The following is a 20,685-nucleotide window of genomic DNA, read 5'->3' as shown; positions in this document are numbered from 1 at the left end:
GAAGATTAATCTTCCTCAACACTTTTTGGTTTACCCTCTATTAAAGGATTATACATCATGATAGCATGGTTTTCAGTAATATAATCATCATTTATAATTTCACCATTTAAATCATATTCTCTTCTATATATAATATTATGTCTCATATATCCACCCCAGTATTCCTGTGTAATCCAGTGCTTTTTTTCATATACTTTATATTTACTAGGATTAGGAGTTTCAGCTCTCCATTCACCAACTAAATGGTCATCCGTTAAATAAACAATTAATTGATAAATATCATCTGTATTATTGTATACCTGTAAATCTAGGTAGTTATATACACATGTTGCACCACTTCCAAAGGGTTGAGTTCTATTTACGTCAGGAAATATATCATAGCTATGTCTATATCTTTCCGTTACCGTTAAAGGTGTGTGTAGAGTCATCCAATAAATAAGATTTGAAAGCTGGCATAATCCACCTCCTACTGACGGTCGAATTTTACCATAGAATAAATTCATTCCCTCTACATAACCCTTTTTCTTTGTTGGTTTACCTATTAACCGCCAATAGGAAAAAGTCTCTCCAGGATATAATAAAATTCCATTTAACTTTTTTGTAGCAATTTTTAGATTTGTAACTTTATTATATTGCATCCACATATCAACATCTTTTAGTTTTCTTATTAAAGGTGTTCTATGTGTAAATATTACATATGGTAATTTAATAGTTAATAATTCTCTAGCATATTTCTTATTCCCAAAATACCATTCTAAATATCTTTTTAATCTATAATACTTTTGACCCATCACAATTCTTAATTTTGACCTTTTTTTAGGTTGCATTTTAATCATCCCATCCTCTATTATATAACCACTCAAATAGAAAATACCCACTATTTTAGTGGGTATTTTCTATTTAAATTTTCTAGGTCTAAAACCTACCTTTCTATAAACTTTCCTTAATGTTTTTCTTGCTACTCTTTCTGCATTGTTAGCCCCTTCTAAATATATTTCTTCTAAATAATCTTTATTTTTCATTAAATCTTCAAATTTTTCTCTTATAGGTCTTAAGCCCTCTATTATAACTTCTGCTAAATCCTTCTTAAAATCAGCATATCCTTTATCTTCATACTTATTTTCTATATCTTCAATAGATTCATCTGATAACTTAGAGTATATAGTAATAAGATTTTTAATACCTGGCTGTTCATCAGTAAATTTAACTGTATTATATGAGTCTGTAACTGCTCTTTTTACTTTTCTTCTTATAGTATCTGGGTCATCTGTTAATAGAATATAAGAGTTTTCATTCTCATCAGATTTTGACATCTTTTTATTAGGTTCTTGAAGACTCATTATTCTTGCACCAACTTTGGCGATAATAGGTTCTGGAACCTTAAATGTTGGGCTATATCTATTATTAAATCTTCTAGCTAAGTCTCTAGCTAATTCTAAGTGTTGTTTTTGATCATCTCCTACAGGTACTAAATCAGTTTGATAAAGTAGTATATCTGAAGCCATAAGTACTGGATACGTATAAAGCCCCGCATTTAAGTTAGCTTCATTTTTCTTAGACTTTTCTTTAAACTGTGTCATTCTATTTAATTCACCCATATATGTCATACAGTTTAATACCCAAGCCAACTCTGTATGGGCACTTACATGTGATTGTATAAATAAAGTTACCTTTTCTGGATTAAGTCCACTTGCTATATATAAAGCTAATACTTCTAAAGAATTCCTTCTAAGATCTTTAGCTACTTGAGGAACAGTAATAGCATGTAAATCTACTATACAAAAGTAACAATCATATTCATCCTGATATTTAAGCCAATTTTTAATAGCACCTAAGTAATTTCCTATGGTTAATTTTCCTGATGGCTGTACCCCACTAAATATTACCTTCTTATCTTCCACTTTATATACCTCCCTTTTGATGTGATATTAAACAAAATAAAACCTCCCATCTCTAACCTATTTTAGAGACGAAAGGTTTAACTTTCGCGGTACCACTCTAATTGACCATAAACGGCCCACTCTATCCATAACGGTGGATATAACCGTTAAATCCTACTACTATTTCAGATTCACACTCCTAAGTCCATTCAGCATACAGCTTAACTCCGAGCTTCCACCATCCCCGGATCGCTTTAGTTAGCCTATATGCTTACTAGTCTTAGTCATCGTTTTATTTATATTTTTTTATTAATTATATCATAGAATAAAATTTATTCAAGAAATAAAATAATTTATTTTACAAATCCTATGTTAATAAATTTAGTATGTTCATTAACATTATGTTTAATTCAACCTCTGTTAAAAGAACTTATATATAAAGCCTAATAAATTGTAAATAACAACAGATATACCCGCTGCAGCTAAAGGCCCTATAGGAACACCTTTAAATAAGATTAAACCTATTATTGAACCAAACACTATAGGTATTACTACTTTCGGTTCTAAAGTAAGTAATTTAAATCCTTTACCTGAAAAATAAATAATTATTATTCCACTTATTAAAGCTGTCAGTCCTATAGGTGATTTGATCGACTCTAATACATCCTTAATTGAATATTTTCCCATAGCAATTGGAGTTAGAATTCCAGTTGTAAGTATTATTATTCCAATTCTTAGCCCATAAGCCTCTAACTTTGGAAATAAAAAATTTAAATTTAATAATTTTAATAAAATAAGTAATGAGCTTGCTATTGCCAAAGATTGATTTTGTGCAAATAATCCCAAACCTAAAATAATAAATAATATAATTAAACTTTCCTCCACAATTTCACCTCTTATTTTTATCAATTTTATAGTAAATATTATATTTATTTACTATTATCTATGATAATCATTTTTACTACATCTGACCATAAATTTCTAGTTTCAACACTTTTCCAACCTACTTTTTTTATGTTTTGAACTGTACGTCTATTTATATTAGCACCATAAGTCTTTACTACTAATGGATTAAATATATCCATTATAATACCCATAATCTTTTTTTCGCTTCTCATGTGTTCAATCATTACAATCTTTCCATCTTTTTTACACACTCTTTTAATTTCCCTCAATCCTTTGACTGGATCTGGAACTGAACAAAAAACACACGAAGCATATATTGAATCAAATTTATTATCTTCAAAACTTAAATTTTGGACATCCATTTGGATTAGTTTTACTTTTTTATTAAGTTTCTTTCCTCTATTTTTGGCTTTATTAATCATTTTATCACTAATATCTATACCTGTAACTTCTAAATGTTCTGGATAATACTCTAGGTTTTTACCTGTACCAATTCCAACTTCTAACACTTTACCTTCTAAGTGAGAAATGGCTTCTTTTCTCCATAAAGAAAGTTTTAATCTCTCTAGTGGTAATTCTAATAAATCGTAAATTTTTGCAATTCGATTATACCTTTTTTGAATTACTTTCGTCTTTTTATCCATTTTATTAACCTCCTATATAAAAATGCTAAAAAGCAATTTCTCTTTTTATAATATTATTCAATACTAAAAAAGCCGATGGATAAAATCCATCAGCAAACCAATTTATTTTGTATCCTTTTCCTTTAAAACTTCATTCATACTTCCTGTTCTATATCCTGTTAAATCCATAGTTACGTATGTAAAACCTATTTCTTTTAACTTCCTTGAAATCTCATCTAATAGTTCTACATCAAAAAACTTATTTCTTTCATCAGGACTTACCTCAATTCTTGCAATTTCACCATGGTGTCTTACTCTAAATTGTATAAATCCTAAATTTTTTAGATAGTCTTCTGCTTTTTCTACCATGTTTAACTTCTTTTCTGTAATCTCTTGTCCATAAGGAAATCTGGATGATAAGCATGCAAAGGCAGGTTTACTCCAAGTAGGAAGATTTAACACTTTTGAAAGTTTTCTTATATCCTCCTTAGTAAGTTTGGCTTCTTTCAGTGGACTTACAACTTTTAACTCTTTAGCTGCTTCCATTCCCGGTCTAAAATCTCCTAAATCATCGTAATTTGAACCATCTAATACGTACTGTATATCGTACTTTTTAGCCACTTCTTTAACCTTTGTAAATAGCTCCTTTTTGCAATAATAACATCTATTTGGAGGATTTTTACTGAATCCTTCAATATCAGTTTCCTCTGATTCAATAATTATATGTTTTATTCCTATATCCTTTGCTAACTTACATGCTTCTTTAAATTCTCTTTGAGGATAAGTTGATGATGTAGCAGTAACTGCAATAGCTTTATCTCCTAAAACATCTTTGCAGACTTTTGTTAAAAATGTACTGTCTACTCCACCTGAAAAAGCAACTGCTCCACTTCCTAAATTTTCTATAATTTCTTTTAACTTAGTATATTTTTCGTTTAAGTCCATATCTTTACCCCCTCAATTCTCTATAGTTTTTATATGTTAAATATAAAAATAGCTAAGTAAAACAAAGCTCCAGTAATTATAGCAATATTAAACCCAAAACTCATAGATACAGCTAAAGCTAACACGGAGCCTAAAACAGAAGTTATCCCATTAATTCCCCACATAAGTGGGATATAGTTATGATTATTTTGGGCTCTTAATTTAAATATTCCCATTGGGAAGGCCATTCCCATGAAAAAACCTAAAGGAAACAAAATTATACTAATTAGTAAAAGTTTATAAGCATTGTCAATATTAATATAATTATTAATTATAAATGGAATTAAAGCTAGTAATCCCATGGTTATAATTGGTATAAGTATAAAAATAATTTGTCTTTCTTTAACTTTAGTCATAAAAACCTTCTTGGTGCTAAAAAAACTTCCTATACCACAGCTTAACAATAAAGAGAATAATATATAGCTAAATGCCTTGGCTGGATTACCTAAAAAAAGTATGCTTTTTTGTATAAGAGGTATCTCTATCATCATAAATCCTACCCCAATGGCTCCGAAATAAACAGCATGTCTAAAAAGTTTTTGATATTTCACAATATATAAATATGTTGTGGCTGTTAAAAGAAATGTTATGTTTAGCAATATTTTCAATGTATTTGGTAATCCTTTTGTGAAATTATAGAAAAAAGGTCTATCATCAGTGGATGGTTTAATATTAATTGTTAATTTATCATATAACTCCGATAATTTCAATTCTCCTTTGCTAATTCCTTCATAAATATCCATATATTTTAATCCTGGCATATTAATTATTATCCTATCTTGCTTAACTATTTCATCATATATGTTAGATAATTCCTTATTAGTAAATAGTGTTTTCTTAAATATTACAACTGGCATATTTATGTTGGAATTTTGTTTTTCATCCATTGAATTAGTTATACTATTAATCGCAATAAAATGTTCATTTAAATTTTCTTTTTTTACCCCCATTTCTAACAAAACTTCCAAAACTGTATTAATTCCTTTAATCATATCATGGGTACTATGAAACATAAAGCTTAAATAACCGTCATCTTCCAGATGCTTAAAATATTCTCTTATTGCCTCTTTTGTAAAAACATAATTTTCAGAAAGGTTCAATCCTCCTTTTTCTATTGCCTTTGTCATAACCATAGACAAGTATATATTATTATATTTTTTATCAGTTTTCTCAATAAATTTTCTCCCATCTTCAATATATAAATTAACTCCATCAAAATTATATATATCACCATTAAATTCTTTAAATTGATTAACGGCGTCAATTATAGAACCGTTAATTTCTACTGCGTCTATTCTCCTACTTCCCCCTAACAGTGCTAATAATACATCTTTTCCTCCTCCTGAACCAATAATTAGTGTATTTTCATTGTTTCCTAGGGTAAAAGGTAAAAAACCTATTTCCTTTTTTAAATATTCTACATTTTGTAATTTCCCATTAAATTTTATCATAGAGGTACTTGAACCACCATCGGTTATAATAGTTGTATCTCCATTACTTTCTTCTACAACATCTGTCCTAGAAATAGAATCCCAGTGAGTATATACTATCTTAGCATTTTTATCAAATTTTTCTTTTATATATGTGTACATAGTAGTAGGACTAGTAAAATAAGCAGTAAAATTTTTTTCTAAATTTAAAATTAAATTCTGTTCCATTATAAGAACTAACATAATAAAAATAAATAGATAAATTGTATGTTTAAGACCTTTTATTGTATTATCATTATACAATAATGAAGCTAAGGAACTTATAATACTAACAATAAAAAGTGTCACCATAAATCCAAAGTAGTCCATAATAGGAATAATTAAAACACTTCCCAAGGTTGAACCTAGTAGATCTGCAAAATATAATTTGTTTACTTGCCCATTATTTTCTAAAAAAACTTTTGAAATTATCATACCGCCAAAAACAAATGGTATACTTGATATTAATGAATAAATTATATAAACGTTTATATAAGGTAATTTATATATAAAAAGGACACATACTATATATGATAACGAAAGTATGAATGCTAATAAACTATTCTTATACCTATTTTTATTCTTATATACAATTAGACCTCCAAAACCTATACCAAGTATAGCTAGAGAAGCAGTTAAAAATACAAAATGATAATGTAATATGGTTGAAAATAATCTAGTAATTAGTATTTCATAAATAAATAATGATTTGGAAGTAAAAAAAATTGCTATAAGATTATTAAAGTTTCCTTTATTTTCAGTTTTCATATTCTACATTCACCTCTATTATTTAATTTCAAAAATTAAGTCTATATTGTTTTGTTACATTTGATTATATATCTCATAAACCAGTAAATTAATTAAGTTAATAAGATAAAATTGAATGATTCTTAACTACTTAAAATATTAAATTTAAAAACAAGGACTGCTTCCACGATACAGATTGTAATTAAAATATCATATAGGCGATATTTTCTATAACCAAATATCTAATTTATATTAATTCCTGTAATGAAACTTTTCTAATCATTTTAATATTTATTTTATTTTTTTCTTTCATTTTCTTATCAATTAAGTTCAATATAAAATAAGAAACACCTAAAGAAATCATTCCACTTATAAAACTTAACGTCTCATGCTTAGAAATTTTTAAGTTTTTAAATAACAAGTAACTACCTATCATTCCAACAATCATCATAATAAAGGGAATACCATATACAATAAAAGTTGAATATATAACTTTCTTATTTTCCATTTTTAGTTCAACATATTCACCAGTTTTTACTTGTAGTGTATTAGGTATTTTGACTTTTGTAACCGGCACTCTACATCCACCTTGGCAACTACCACATTTATCCCCACAAACAGATATTCTCCTTACTTCAATTGTGGCAAATTCGTCATTGGCTTCAATAACAAAACCTATCTGTTCCATTATTATCCTCCTTACATTAATTAAATTAACAGTCAAAAGTTACTATATTATGTAGTGCAAATTTTATTCCAACTTTAAATTACAAAATAAACAAATAATTACTATATGTTTTGCTACACTATAAAAATAAAGCTGTACGATATACTACAGTTATAACTTAATATCTATTAATATACTGTAGTCATATTTGCTACATATTGTAATAAATAATTGATGTAATAAATGAAAACAATATTAATAGATACAACTTTTAATTTAAAGGAGGATTTTTTATGCCTTGGAAAAAAGGAAAAATCAAATTTGACGATGGTACAACTTATCCTGCTGAAATGCTAATTAAAGAAGATGGTCAAGTTTGGAATGTAAGAGTTTTTAAAGATAACAATGTTGTTGAAGAAATTGATGCTGATAAGTTTGCAAATAAACTAGGTAAATCAGCTGAAGAAGTTTATCCTTTCACATTTGAAATACAAGGATAATTTTAAGGCACACTTAGATGAGTGTGCCTTAATTATATATTAATTTCTTTATCTAATATTCCAGAAAAGCTTTTTATATCTGTGGTAGGCTCAATACAAGAATATTTCTCACATACATATGCTGTAGCATTATCATCTATTTTCTTTTGTTCTTTTACAAAAGGAACTATTTTCTCTAATTTTTCATTATTATCATTTAATAAAACAGTAGTGAAAGGTAAAAATCTATTATTTATCTCTTTTATAAAATCTTTAGTACTATTATCTCCTTTATTGCCAGCTAAAACAACTTCTTTGTTTTCTACATTGTTAAATAATAACGCCATCATAAAGTGAGTATATGAGTTAGGAGATTCTTTTACTCTTCCTCCAAAGGTTTCAAACATAATTTGAACCTTTTCTCTAAGTGATTCATCTTTTGTTAATTTGGCTAATCTTAACATATTTAATGCTGCTACTGAATTTCCTGAAGGTATTGCTCCATCATATATCTCCTTAGGCCTAACTATTAACTGTTCACTATCCTTTCCATATAAATAGAAGCCTCCATCTTTTTCATCCCAGAAAAGCCTAATCATTTCATCGTTTAATTTTTTTGCTTTATCTAAATACTCAATATTAAAGGTTGCTTGGTAAAGCTCAATTAATCCCCATATTAAAAATGCATAATCTTCTAAATAACCTAAATATGCAGAATGTCCATCTCTATACCTAGCCAGAAGCCTTCCATCATCCCTAACTAGTTTTTTAAATATGAAATCAACCGCCCTTCTAGCTGCATCGATATACTGTAATCTGTTAAATACTCTTCCTGCTATTGCCATTGCTGCAATCATAAGTCCATTCCAAGAAGTTAGGATTTTATCATCTTTATGGGGATGAGTTCTTTTTTCTCTAAATAAAAAGAGCTTTTGTCTTAGGATATCTAAATTATTCTTTATGTCATCATCATTTTGTATTTTATCAATATCCTGTTTTATTAAGTTGGGGATGTTTTTTCCCTCAAAATTTCCTTCTTTACTTATATCGTAATATTTACTAAAAAGTTCCCCAAATTCTTCACTTAAAACACCATTTACTTCCTCAACTGACCACACATAAAACTTACCTTCTACTCCTTCAGAATCTGCATCTTCTGCAGAATAGAAACCACCTTCAGGTGAAGTCATATCCCTTAAAATATATGTTAATATTTTTTGAGCTATTTCTTTATATAGACTATTTTTAGTTACTTGATATGCTTCAGTATAAGCTATTGTAAGAAGTGCATTGTCATATAACATCTTTTCAAAATGTGGAACTAGCCATTTTCTATCTGTTGAATATCTAGAAAAACCAAACCCAATATGGTCAAAAATACCGCCCTTATACATTGATTTTAATGTTTTTTCAACCATTTTAAGGGCCTTATTATTTTTAGTTACTTTCCAATATCGAAGCAAAAAAGATAAAATATGGGGTATAGGAAATTTAGGCGCATTTCCAAAGCCTCCATATACAGAATCATAAAGATAATCTAATTCTTCAAAAGTTTTATGGATAGTTTCTTTATCAATTTTAACCTTATTTTCTGCAACTATAGAACTTTCAATAGAGTTAACAATTTTTTCACTTGCATCTATTAACTCTTCTCTACTATTCTGCCAGGCTTCCTTAATATTCTCAAGAATATCTAATAATCCATTACGACCAAACTTACTCTCCTTCGGAAAATAAGTACCAGCATAAAAGGGTTTTTTATCTGGTGTCATAAATATTGTAAGTGGCCATCCTCCATGACCAGTCAATGCTTGGCAAAAGGTCATATAAATACTATCAATATCAGGTCTTTCTTCTCTATCTACCTTTATAGATACAAAATTTTCGTTTAACAGTTTAGCAACTTCTTCATCCTCAAAGGATTCTCTTTCCATCACATGACACCAATGACAGGTGGAATACCCAATACTTAGAAATATTGGTTTATCCTCTTTTTTTGCCTTCTCAAAGGCTTCTTCACTCCAAGGATACCAATCCACAGGGTTATGGGCATGTTGAAGTAAATATGGAGATTTTTCATTTATAAGTCTATTAGTTTTTTTCTTAGTTATCATTTTATCACCTTCTAACTTAAGTTTATACGTTTATATTTTTATCTATTAGGATAGAAGGTATTCAAAAAAGATTAATTTATACTAAGAATATTTTTAGTAAAAATTACAATTTGACAATTTATGAATAAATAACCCACTTCTTAATTTAGGTTCAAACCAAGTGGATTTGGGGGGCATAATTTTTCCTGCATCAGCTACCTCTAACAAATCTTCCATAGTTGTTGGATACATAGAAAAAGCAACCTTCATATCATTTGATACTCTATTTTCCAATTCCTTAAGACCCCTAATACCACCAATAAAATCTATTCTCTTATCCCTTCTTGGATCTTTTATTCCTAAAATAGGTTCTAGTAAATTTTTGTGCATAATTGTAACATCTAACCTATCAACAGGATCAGTTTCATCATATATTCCTTCTTTAGTAACTAATTTATACCATTTTTCATTTAGATACATGCCAAATGTATGTTTTTTTGTTGGTTTATACTGTCCCTTTACCTTCATAAGTTTCAACATAAAATTTTTCTTTAGCTTTATTCCTATTCATAACATCATAGAGTAATAAAGCAACCTTTTCAGCCAATTCATCATTTGGCCTTACACCTTTAAAAGCTCTAAACTTCTCCATAAGTTCAATATATTGTTTTACACTCTTTACATCTTCTCGATTTAAAGTTGGTAAATTCACAGCATTTGAAACTATTTCACCCTTTAGTGCACTTAAAACTTGTTTAGCTATAGTTATACCGACATTTTGTTGAGCTTCATAGGTAGTTGCTCCTATATGGGGAGTTACAACAACATTATCTAATTTAAATAATGGATTGTTAAAACTTGGTTCTTTTTGATAGACATCTAATCCTGTACTTGCTATTTTCCCACTCTTAAGACCTTTTAAAAGTGGCTCTTCTTTTATAATTCCTCCTCTAGCAGCATTAACTATTCTTACTCCATTTTTCATTAAATTAATCTCTTTTTCTCCTATCATTCCCATCGTTTCTTTAGTTCTAGGAGTATGAATAGTAATAAAATCTGCTTCTTTTAATAAATCCTGTAATGTATTTTTCTTCTCTGCTTCAAATCTTTCAAACCTTTTATCTGATATATATGGATCATAGGCTATTATTTTCATACCAAATGAAGCCATTCTTTTAGCAACCAATGATCCTATTCTACCTAGGCCTATTATACCTAGTGTCTTATTATAAAGTTCTATACCTTTAAATATTTTTCTATCCCATCCTCCTGTTTTTAAACAATTGTTTGCATTACATATATTTCTAGCCTGAGCAAGTAGAAGTCCTACTGTCAATTCACATGCCGATATACTATTACTTTCAGGTGTATTAGCAACAACAACTCCCCTTTTTGTTGCTTCATCAATATCTATATTATCTATTCCATTCCCTGCTCTACCTACAACCTTAAGCTTCTTCCCCATAGAAAATAATTCTTTATCAATTTTCTTCCCCCTTTTAATTTAATAAATAAAAAATCTCCGTCCTTGAATTTCAAGGACGGAGATAAAAATCTACGTGGTACCACCTTGTTTTACTAAGAAAGTAGTCTCTTTTTGATAACGGAAATCTCCGACATAGGTTTTTTACCCCTATATAGCTCCAGGCCGGATTCAACAACTCTTGTTATCGGTTCACACCAACCACCGACTCTCTTTAAACAAAATATTATCTACTACTGCCCTTCATAGCTTCTAAGTATATAATAAATTTAAATATGAAACCTTTCTTTATATAACTAATAGTCTTATTGTATAATATAAATTTTAATATATACTAATATAGTTAATAGTGTAAATAGTTTTTCAATAGTTAATATATCTATATATAAGATTTATAAATTTTCTACTTTTAATATACTTGAAACTTCCTTTACTACTGAAAATTCTCTTATTACTTCTAAAGCCTTATCTAATTTTAACTTTTCTATCTCATGTGTAATAAAAACTAATGGCACTATTTTTTCATCTCTTCCTATTTGTACTACTGAATCTAGGCTAATTCTATATTCACCAAAAGTTGTTGCAATTTTTCCTAATACTCCAGGTTTATCGATCACCTTAAGCCTAACATAATATTGACCTATCCCTTGACCATTTATCTTTAAATCATTATTTGTGATAACCTTATCTGATATTTGTTCCATTTTATTTGTCTTACCTATAGTTATAATATCTGCCAATACTGCACTTCCTGTAGGTAGTGAACCAGCCCCCTTACCATAAAACATAAGTTCACCAACAGCATTACCTCTAACAAACAATGCATTAAACTCATTATCTACTGAAGCTAAAGGATGCTTTTTAGGAATTAATGCAGGATGGACATGAAGCTCTAAAGAATTATTATACTTCTTAGCTGATGCCAATAACTTAACATTATAATCCAATTTAGAGGCATATTTAATATCTTCTTGACAAACTTTAGTTATCCCTTCCCTAGATATATCATCTGGAGAAATAGTTTCACCAAATGCAACAGCCGATAATATTGTTAGCTTAAATGCTGCATCATATCCTTCAACATCCGAAGTAGGATCAGCCTCTGCATATCCCTTTTCTTGAGCCTTTTTTAATGCATTTTCAAAGGATATATTTGAATGACTCATTTGAGTAAGAATATAATTAGTAGTACCGTTTATAATTCCTATTATTTCTTCTACATCATTTGATGAAAGGCTATTTATTAAAGTATCTATTATAGGTATACCTCCTGCTACACTAGCCTCATATTTTAATTGTACTCCCTTTTCATCTGCTAAATTTCTTAACTCTTTCCCATAAGTAGCAATTACTGCTTTATTAGCCGTGACAACATGTTTACCTTTTTCAATAGAACGTTTTATATAATCAACAGCTGGATTTATTCCCCCAATCAATTCAACAACAATATCAATCTCTGGATCATCTATAATATCCTCTACTTTTGTTGTCAGTAATTCCTTTCCTATATCAATTTTCCTATTTTTATTTAAATTCCTTACTAATACTTTTCGTATTTCAACATTCCTACCAAGTAGATTTTCAACTTTCTCCCTATTCATTTGTAATATCTTATATAAACCTGTCCCAATATTCCCCATACCGAGAATTCCTAGTTTCAAATTTTCCACAAATACTCCCTCCCCCTTATTCCATAGCAATTAGTTCTAATTTAACAACACCATCTGATTTTTCTATTTCCTCTAAAATATCATCAAATCCTATGGTTAAATTAGATATATCAAATGTTATAGTTACATTTGCAATATTATTTATTGGTATATCTTGATTTATAGTTAATATATTCCCCCTTTTTTCAGCAATTATATTTAATATATGTGATAAAACTCCAAGCTTATGGGATAAAAGCATAGAAATAGTTACTTTTCTACCCTTGCTACTTTCAGAAAGAGTAAATACATGGTCTTTATATTTATAAAATGTACTTCTACTTATACCAACTGTCTTGACTGCCTCTGTTACTCCTTTAACCTTTCCTTTTTTCAATAATTCCTTTGCAATTAAAACTTTTTCAAAAATATCTGGAAGAGTCTCTTTATCTACTACTAAGTATTTTTTATCCATTTTATCCCCCTATTTTGTCCGTCATTTGCGGACATGTGTTTTTAAATAAGAATTAAAAAAGATTATAACATATAGAAAATCTAAAATCAATATATTTAAGTAATCTTTCAACTTAGTGAAAATATAATATAGATAAAAAATTTACTAAAATTCACACTATATCAAATTTATTCATATATTAAAATAGGATTAAAAAGATCCTAAAATATTTTATAAAGAGGTGTTTATATGGGTTACGGTGGATATGACGATGGTAGTGAACTTCTATTTTTCTTTTTACTTCTAGTGATTCTGTTCTGCTATCCTTATTTCTACAAGTACTAAATTAACATAAAAAAAGAGATTTAAACTACACAAAAGATACACCAATAATCCTTTTAAGGTAACCAAACATAGAAAGATTTAGTAACATAAGGATCCTTTTTTGGATCCTTATATCTTTTTTAGGAGGCGATTTTGTGAATAAGGAGTATTATGAGGAAGAGATAAGAAAAATATTACCTAAGTTTAAAAATGTAAAATTTGTACACAATGGTCGCTCATTAGATGAAGGTTTAGATTGTTTAGGCTTTCTAGTATTATTTTATAAAGAATTTGGAATAAATATACCTAGTGATGATGGTAAACCTATTGAAAGAGACTGGTATAAAAAAGATCCTGAAAGATATATAAGAGCCATAAGAAATTTTTGTAGTAATGAAGTAAAAATAAATGAACTACAACCATTAGATTTAGTCTACTTTGCAGTAAAAAGAAACATAATTACTCATACTGGAGTTATGATTAATGACAGAGAATTTGCCCATATGGCACCTAGAAAGGGTTTATTAATTAGTAGACTAAACAGACCCTGGAGAAGAAGATTTAGAGGAGCAGTAAGATTAATTGATAAAAAACTATAAACCTTTTATTTAATAGTTAACTTTTAAGCTTAATAAAATCCTCCAAAATAATTTGTATAAAGATATTCCCATATGAAAAAAATATATTTATAATTAAATTTTAAATAAATTAATAACTTTTAATTGGAGGATTATTATGAGAATCGAAGGGTTTTTTAATAATATAAAAAATGCTAGAAATACTGTAGAACAACTTAGAAAAGAAGGCTTCAAAGCATACTATGACATTAATGACCATTATATAAGTGATAGAAATATCGAAAGAAATCTTGCTGGTACAGAAACAGGACCAAGTCTATCAGATTTAACTCTAAACTCTGGTGAAGAAACTTTAATTGATAGGAGTAAAGCACCATTAACTGCTGCAGACCCTATGGTTAGTGGTATGGGTGGTATTGACGAGGTAACTAATGTAAATTGCAAGGTAGTTGTAGACATCGAAAGCAGTAATCAAGATAGAGCAAAACAAATAATAGATGACAATGGAGGAAGTTTAAATAATCCAAATATAAAAACTCCTCAAATAAAAGGTGATTTAGATGATATTCTTGAAAGGGCAATTGATAACATCAGAAAAAATATATAGTTTAAGCAGCCTAATGGCTGCTTTTATAATTTCTATTTTCTTAACCTATTTACCAAATCTTCTGCTAGTTTAATACATTCATTTATAGCACTTTCATTTGGTGAGTGCTTTATATCTAATGGTTTATAAGCAAGTTGACAATCTATACTATTAACAAATTCTTTTAATTTCTTAAGTGAACCACCGCTCCATCCATATGTTCCAAAAATTCCAACGATTTTATTTTTAATTCCTTTGTTCTGTAGTTTTGAGATTAGTGATTCAACTGGAGGAAAAAGTGTAGCATCATATGTACTACTACCTATAATAAGCCCCTTGTATTTCCATATATCACTTATAATAAAAGAAGAATGTGTTTTTGAAGCATCGTATATTTTTACATTTTTAATTCCCTTTTGTGTTATAGCTCTTCCTATTGATTCAGCAATTTTAGCTGTATTGCCATACATAGTTCCATATACAATAACTACCCCTTCCTCACCTTCATATTTACTCCATTTATCATATAATTCTAAAACCTTTTCTGGATATGACCTCCAAATTGGACCATGACTTGGACAAATTCTTTTAATATCTAAATCTTTCAATTTCGTAAAAGCTCTTTGAACAGCACCACCATATTTTCCTACAATATTTGAATAATATCTTCTCATTTCCCCTTCAAAAAAATCTAACTCTACTTCATCATCAAAAATTCCCCCATCTAAAGTTCCAAAACTACCAAAGGCATCAGAAGAAAAAAGCATCTTTTCTGTTTCCTCATATGCCACCATTGATTCTGGCCAATGTACCATAGGAGTGGTATAAAATTTTAATCTATGTTTCCCTAAATCTATCACATCTCCCTCTTTAACTTCATATGTATTATTTGTAATACCAAAAAAGCTTTCCATCATTTCAATCGTTTTCTTGTTACCTACTAACTTAATATTAGGAAATTCTTTAACTAAAGCTTCTATCAGTCCTGAATGGTCTGGCTCCATATGGTTAACAATTAAATAATCAATCCCTCTATTATCACCTATTATTTCTTTTATTTCTTTCATATACTGATTTAATTGACCTTCTTCAACAGTATCTATTAACGTAACTTTTTCATCATCAATAATATATGAATTATATGCTACTCCATAGGGAAGTGGCCAAAGATTCTCAAATAATTCTAGCTTTCTATCATTTACTCCAACCCAATACACATTTTCACTTACTTTTACAGCTTCCAACAATATAAACCTCCTTAATATATGGGACTTCATTTCCAGTATTATTATCTCTATTATTGTAAAAATTATTATTAATTGTTCTAGGGTTTTGTTCAAATATAAGCTGTCCATAATAAAAAAGTCTTCTATTAAAAATAGAAGATTCTCAAGGTTGACTTTTTTGAAACAGATAACGAAAATTATATTTTATTCCAAATTTTTATTTGATTATAATTTTTTATGTGTTATAAAAAAACGTCCGATAAATCGGACGCTCTTGATTATTCTCTATTAATCAATTAATCCTTCTGATTTTAGCCATTCACGGGCAACTTCTCTAGCATCTTTCTTTTCAATGTCTACTTGTGCATTAAGTTTAGCCATTGTACTGTCATCTAGCTTACCTGCTAAAGAATTAATAATATCTTTAAGTTCAGGATATTTTTCTAATGTATCCTTTCTTACTACTGGAACAGCATGATATGGTGGGAAGAAGTTTTTGTCATCTTTTAATACTTTTAACCCAAAGGCTGGTATTCTTCCATCAGTTGCAAAAGCTGTGTTTACATCAACCTTATCATCTCGAACAGCTTTATATGTTAATCCAGGGTCCATCCCTTTTACATCTTTAAATTCCATTCCATAAGTCTTTTTCAACCCTTTATATCCATCAGGTCTTTCAGCAAACTCCTGTGTACAAGCTAATACTAAATTAGAAGCATGTTTTACAAGATCAGAGTAAGTTTTGATTCCAAGTTCTTCAGCTTTCTCTTTTTTCATTGCTAAAGCATATGTATTATTAAACCCAAGCGGTTCTAATACAGCTAAATCTTTTTCTTCATCATATATTTTTTTCACTTTATTATACACTTTATCAGGATTACTAATATCCTCATCCTTTAAACCTAAGATACTTAAAAGCATTGTTCCAGTATATTCTACATAAAGGTCAAGATCTCCCGATTCTACAGCCTTAGCTACTACATTAGTTCCTCCTAAGTATGGTTTAGCCTCTACTTCTAAATCTGTTTTATTTTCGATTAAAACTGCAAGTAAATGGGTTAATATCTCTTGTTCAGTAAAGTTTTTCCCACCTATTACAATTTTGTCCTCTGATCCTTGGGCTGTTGAACAGCCAACAATACTACCCATTAGAAGAACGAAAACTAAAAACAAAGATATTTTTTTCATAAAATCCCTCCTTTGTTGTTATATAAAAACTTTAATTACTTTCCTTTTCCTAAAAATACTTCACTAAAATATGTATATTAATTTTGATAAAGTTTATTTCTTTAATCCTCTAGGAGTTACTTTAAATTCAATTGATTTTAAAACATAGTCGAATGTTAAAGCTAAGATTGCAGCTGGAACAGCTCCTGCCAGTATTAGACTTGTTGTTGCTGTAGCAATTCCTCTAAAGATTAAATCTCCAAGTCCACCAGCGCCAATTAGTGAAGCTAATGTACCGACTCCAACAATTAAAACTGAAGCTGTTCTTACTCCAGCCATTATCACTGATAATGCCATAGGTATTTCAATCATAAATAAAATCTGTCTTGAGGTCATTCCCATACCTACGCCTGCTTCTATTACTCCTTTATCTACGCCAATTATTCCAGTATAAGTGTTTCTTAATATAGGTAATAATCCATAAATTGTTAAAGCTACAACGGCAGGAACCTTACCTATTCCTAGAATAGGTATCATAAATCCTAAAAGGGCAAGACTCGGTATAGTTTGAAATACGGAAGTTACTCCAATAATAGGGTCAGCAAACTTTCTATGTCTTGTAAGAAATATTCCTAATGGAACAGCTATTAAAACAGCAAAGAAGAGGGCTATTAAAGTTAATTGGATATGTCCTAAAGTTCCATCTAAAATTTGGGGCCATCTTGCTACTAAAATATCTTTAATACTGGCTATAATTTTTTCCATGCGAAAACTCCCTTCTATTTAGTTTTGTTCAATAAAAGGATTGTTTGTATTTAATGTCAACATACTATTTTTTCTACAACACTAGCATGGGTAATTATTCCTTTTAATTGTCCCTTATCTTTTATAACTGGAACATTACTTAAATTTTCTTTCCTCATTAAAGTTATTACTTCATTTAAGTTTTGGTTTTCATTTACTGATGGGATAGGTTTCATAACATCTTTTACTAATAACTTATTATCCTGGAATTTTTCTTCAATATCCCATATATTTACTACACCTAAGTAATTACCATTCATATCTACTACAATTAGATTATCCATATTATACTTTCTCATTTTACCAACTGCATTTTTCAATGTCTGGTTAGGTTCTATAGTCATTGGCTCTACTAATACATCATTAATGGAAGGTAAAACATTACTTCTCTCTAGTCTTTCCTCACCAATAAAGTTTTTTACAAAGTCATTTGCTGGATTTTGTAAAATCTTCTCAGGTTTATCAAGTTGGACAATTTTACCTTCCTTCATAATACATATTCTATCTGCTATTTTTAATGCTTCATCCATATCATGAGTTACAAACACAATTGTTTTATTAATTTCTTCCTGTAATCTAACAAGTTCATCTTGTAATTGCTCACGGCTGATAGGATCTAACGCACTGAAAGGCTCATCCATTAATATGATAGGAGGGTCTGCTGCAAGTGCACGAATTACACCAACCCTTTGCTGTTGGCCACCGCTTAATTCGGCAGGATATCTATTAATATAAATATTTGGCTCTAAACCTACTAAATCTAATAATTCTTTTACCCTTTTCATATATTTTTTTTCGTCCCACTTTTTTAACTTAGGGACTAAAGCTACATTCTCTCCTATAGTCATATGGGGTAAAAGTCCAATCTGTTGGATTACATAGCCTATATTTCTACGAAGCTCAACTGGGTTAATCTTACTTATTTCTTTATTATCAATAAATATCTTACCTTCAGTTGGCTCAATCAAACGATTTATCATCTTCATTGTTGTAGTCTTTCCACATCCACTGGGCCCAATTAATACTAGAAGTTCTCCTTTTTTAATATGTAAATTCATATTATCTATTGCTTTAAAACCATCTTCATATACCTTCGATACATTCTCGAACCTAATCATCCGCATCCTCCTTTACACCATAATGCATTTGTTTATTTTACCATTGTTCTATAAAAGCTACAAAACCAATATACAATCATTAAATACGGATATTGTGTATTTGTATACAATAACACACATTATGTTGTATATACTTATACATTCTCATATATTCTCAATAATTGGGCGTAATCCTCAAAAATTTTAAAATAACTCTCACATTCTTTTCTTTTCATCTCATTTTTATCCTTTATTGTTTATTACTTCTATTAACTTCCTTAAAATTCCTTTATTTTTTTATAATGGTTCTAATGTCAATAAAAAGCCGGCTGAAATGCCGGCTATTTAGTAGAATTTAAAATTTCTTTTACTTGCTTTAATGTTGGAAGGGAAGTCATAGCACCCTTAGTGGAGGCAGCTAATCCCCCTGATACACTAGCAAATTTAGCTATTTGTTTTATTTCATCTGAAGTTAATTCATTTAATTGTTTTTCACTTTCATTTAAACAATATAAGATTCCTGAAACAAAGGCATCTCCTGCTCCAGTTGTATCAACAGTTTCTACTTTCATAGCAGGTACCTTAATTATTTCATCTTTGAATTTAAAGTAACTTCCCTTATCTCCCATTGTTATAAAAATTAGAGGTATATCATATTTTTCAATCTTCTTAATGCCATTTTCTATATCCTTTTCACAAGTTATAAACTCAAGCTCTTCCTCTGAAATTTTTAATACGTCACACTTATCAAGCATAGAAATAATAGTTTCTTTAGCCTGTTCTTTACTCTTCCAAAGGCTTAATCGTAAATTAGGGTCATATGATACAATCATATTTTCTTTTCTAGCAAGCTCTACTGCTTTTTTTGTAGCACTTTTGGCAGGCTCATCTATCATTGATATAGAACCAAAATGTAATATCCTATTTTCTCTAAATAACTTATCATCTATATCATTAACTTCTAAAAATCTATCTGCACTTGGGTCAATATAAAAAGAAAAACTTCTTTCTCCTGACTTAGATAAAGTAACAAAAGTAAACCCTGTTCTTACTTCCTCAGTAAATAACATATAATCTGTTTTTACACCATTTTGGTCTAATGTCTCCTTTAAAAATTCACCTAAAATATCCTTTCCTACTTTGCCTAAAAAAGTAGCTTTTCCTCCTAGTTTTGATACTCCTACTGCAACATTTGCTGGAGCCCCACCAGGACATTTTTGATAAGTCATGTTAGTGTTGTCTAATGGTATGAAATCTATTAATGCTTCTCCTAAACAAATAACTCCCTTCATAAATTCACTCCTCTCTTAAAATAAACTAATAAAAAAGCCCAAAACAATTAAAGGTACATTAACCTCTAAACTGTTTTGGGTCTTGCCTGCTTTCCAGTAACAATCCCTTATTATTCATTTTGCAGGTTAATTATAAAATAGGATTTAAAATATGTCAAGTTATATTAAATTAGCTAT

General features: G+C 29.1%; 20 protein-coding genes and 2 other annotated features. Of the genes, 3 read left to right on the top strand and 17 right to left on the bottom strand.

Features of this window, described 5'->3' with window-relative positions; all coding sequences use genetic code 11:
- Positions 1 to 5: 5 nt before the first annotated feature.
- The 7 genes from BET03_RS07995 to BET03_RS07965 all read right to left on the bottom strand — a co-directional run bounded on the left by BET03_RS07995 (position 6) and on the right by BET03_RS07965 (position 7,297).
- Positions 6 to 836, bottom strand: coding sequence for a VanW family protein (locus tag BET03_RS07995; protein ID WP_120169177.1), 831 nt, complete (start codon positions 834 to 836; stop codon positions 6 to 8).
- Between the two features lie 60 nt (positions 837 to 896).
- Positions 897 to 1,901 (bottom strand): tryptophan--tRNA ligase, encoded by a 1,005-nt coding sequence (gene trpS / locus BET03_RS07990; RefSeq protein WP_120169129.1) that lies wholly within the window; start codon positions 1,899 to 1,901, stop codon positions 897 to 899.
- A gap of 61 nt (positions 1,902 to 1,962) precedes the next feature.
- Positions 1,963 to 2,177: a binding site (T-box leader), on the bottom strand.
- A gap of 123 nt (positions 2,178 to 2,300) precedes the next feature.
- A complete protein-coding gene (locus BET03_RS07985) occupies positions 2,301 to 2,765 on the bottom strand; it encodes a DUF441 family protein (protein WP_183108786.1) in 465 nt (154 codons plus the stop codon).
- Positions 2,766 to 2,809: 44 nt separating this feature from the next.
- Positions 2,810 to 3,430: a class I SAM-dependent methyltransferase gene (locus BET03_RS07980; protein WP_120169125.1), complete on the bottom strand. Its 621-nt coding sequence runs from the start codon at positions 3,428 to 3,430 to the stop codon at positions 2,810 to 2,812.
- 102 nt (positions 3,431 to 3,532) lie between these two features.
- Positions 3,533 to 4,354: an ATP-dependent sacrificial sulfur transferase LarE gene (larE, locus tag BET03_RS07975; protein WP_120169123.1), complete on the bottom strand. Its 822-nt coding sequence runs from the start codon at positions 4,352 to 4,354 to the stop codon at positions 3,533 to 3,535.
- Between the two features lie 29 nt (positions 4,355 to 4,383).
- A complete protein-coding gene (locus tag BET03_RS07970; RefSeq protein WP_120169121.1) occupies positions 4,384 to 6,630 on the bottom strand; it encodes a spermine/spermidine synthase domain-containing protein in 2,247 nt (748 codons plus the stop codon).
- Positions 6,631 to 6,856: 226 nt separating this feature from the next.
- Positions 6,857 to 7,297 (bottom strand): SoxR reducing system RseC family protein, encoded by a 441-nt coding sequence (locus BET03_RS07965; RefSeq protein WP_120169119.1) that lies wholly within the window; start codon positions 7,295 to 7,297, stop codon positions 6,857 to 6,859.
- Positions 7,298 to 7,569: 272 nt separating this feature from the next.
- Between BET03_RS07965 and BET03_RS07960 the strand changes: the two genes are divergently transcribed.
- On the top strand, positions 7,570 to 7,776 hold the full coding sequence (locus BET03_RS07960; protein WP_120169117.1) for a hypothetical protein: 207 nt from the start codon (positions 7,570 to 7,572) through the stop codon (positions 7,774 to 7,776).
- Between the two features lie 32 nt (positions 7,777 to 7,808).
- Here the strand turns inward: BET03_RS07960 and BET03_RS07955 are convergent, their stop codons facing one another.
- The 5 genes from BET03_RS07955 to BET03_RS07935 all read right to left on the bottom strand — a co-directional run bounded on the left by BET03_RS07955 (position 7,809) and on the right by BET03_RS07935 (position 13,455).
- Positions 7,809 to 9,869 carry a thioredoxin domain-containing protein gene (locus tag BET03_RS07955; RefSeq protein ID WP_120169115.1) on the bottom strand — a complete coding sequence of 687 codons (2,061 nt, stop codon included), beginning with the start codon at positions 9,867 to 9,869 and terminating at the stop codon, positions 7,809 to 7,811.
- A 93-nt stretch (positions 9,870 to 9,962) separates the two neighbouring features.
- Positions 9,963 to 10,388 (bottom strand): DUF1015 domain-containing protein, encoded by a 426-nt coding sequence (locus BET03_RS07950; RefSeq protein ID WP_120169113.1) that lies wholly within the window; start codon positions 10,386 to 10,388, stop codon positions 9,963 to 9,965.
- Entirely contained in the window at positions 10,354 to 11,334 is a 981-nt protein-coding gene (locus tag BET03_RS07945; protein WP_279230367.1) for a hydroxyacid dehydrogenase, read from the bottom strand. The genes BET03_RS07950 and BET03_RS07945 overlap by 35 nt, the downstream gene beginning before the upstream one ends.
- Before the next feature lie 48 nt (positions 11,335 to 11,382).
- Positions 11,383 to 11,587: a binding site (T-box leader), on the bottom strand.
- 136 nt (positions 11,588 to 11,723) lie between these two features.
- Positions 11,724 to 13,001, bottom strand: coding sequence for a homoserine dehydrogenase (locus BET03_RS07940; protein ID WP_120169100.1), 1,278 nt, complete (start codon positions 12,999 to 13,001; stop codon positions 11,724 to 11,726).
- A 16-nt stretch (positions 13,002 to 13,017) separates the two neighbouring features.
- Complete coding sequence (locus BET03_RS07935; RefSeq protein ID WP_120169098.1) at positions 13,018 to 13,455, bottom strand: ACT domain-containing protein; 438 nt, start codon at positions 13,453 to 13,455, stop codon at positions 13,018 to 13,020.
- Between the two features lie 458 nt (positions 13,456 to 13,913).
- On the opposite strand from BET03_RS07935, the gene BET03_RS07930 reads away from it, so the two are divergent.
- A complete protein-coding gene (locus BET03_RS07930; RefSeq protein ID WP_120169096.1) occupies positions 13,914 to 14,357 on the top strand; it encodes a C40 family peptidase in 444 nt (147 codons plus the stop codon).
- A gap of 136 nt (positions 14,358 to 14,493) precedes the next feature.
- Positions 14,494 to 14,943 carry a hypothetical protein gene (locus tag BET03_RS07925; protein ID WP_183108785.1) on the top strand — a complete coding sequence of 150 codons (450 nt, stop codon included), beginning with the start codon at positions 14,494 to 14,496 and terminating at the stop codon, positions 14,941 to 14,943.
- 32 nt (positions 14,944 to 14,975) lie between these two features.
- Here BET03_RS07925 and BET03_RS07920 read toward each other — a convergent pair whose 3' ends face one another.
- The 5 genes from BET03_RS07920 to BET03_RS07900 all read right to left on the bottom strand — a co-directional run bounded on the left by BET03_RS07920 (position 14,976) and on the right by BET03_RS07900 (position 20,508).
- Complete coding sequence (locus BET03_RS07920; protein ID WP_243096892.1) at positions 14,976 to 16,166, bottom strand: FprA family A-type flavoprotein; 1,191 nt, start codon at positions 16,164 to 16,166, stop codon at positions 14,976 to 14,978.
- 270 nt (positions 16,167 to 16,436) lie between these two features.
- Entirely contained in the window at positions 16,437 to 17,336 is a 900-nt protein-coding gene (locus tag BET03_RS07915) for an ABC transporter substrate-binding protein (RefSeq protein ID WP_120169092.1), read from the bottom strand.
- A gap of 93 nt (positions 17,337 to 17,429) precedes the next feature.
- Positions 17,430 to 18,080 carry an ABC transporter permease gene (locus BET03_RS07910; protein WP_120169090.1) on the bottom strand — a complete coding sequence of 217 codons (651 nt, stop codon included), beginning with the start codon at positions 18,078 to 18,080 and terminating at the stop codon, positions 17,430 to 17,432.
- A 56-nt stretch (positions 18,081 to 18,136) separates the two neighbouring features.
- The gene (locus BET03_RS07905) at positions 18,137 to 19,237 is read right to left on the bottom strand and encodes an ABC transporter ATP-binding protein (RefSeq protein ID WP_120169088.1); all 1,101 of its coding nucleotides are present in this window, start codon (positions 19,235 to 19,237) and stop codon (positions 18,137 to 18,139) included.
- 320 nt (positions 19,238 to 19,557) lie between these two features.
- On the bottom strand, positions 19,558 to 20,508 hold the full coding sequence (locus BET03_RS07900) for an aminoimidazole riboside kinase (RefSeq protein ID WP_120169086.1): 951 nt from the start codon (positions 20,506 to 20,508) through the stop codon (positions 19,558 to 19,560).
- Positions 20,509 to 20,685 lie beyond the last annotated feature (177 nt).

Origin of the sequence: Thermohalobacter berrensis, from assembly GCF_003609645.1 — a bacterium.
Taxonomy (GTDB): Bacteria; Bacillota; Clostridia; order Tissierellales; family Thermohalobacteraceae; genus Thermohalobacter; species Thermohalobacter berrensis.
Note: the sequence above shows the minus strand (reverse complement) of the source record. Positions and strands in the feature narration are given on the sequence as shown.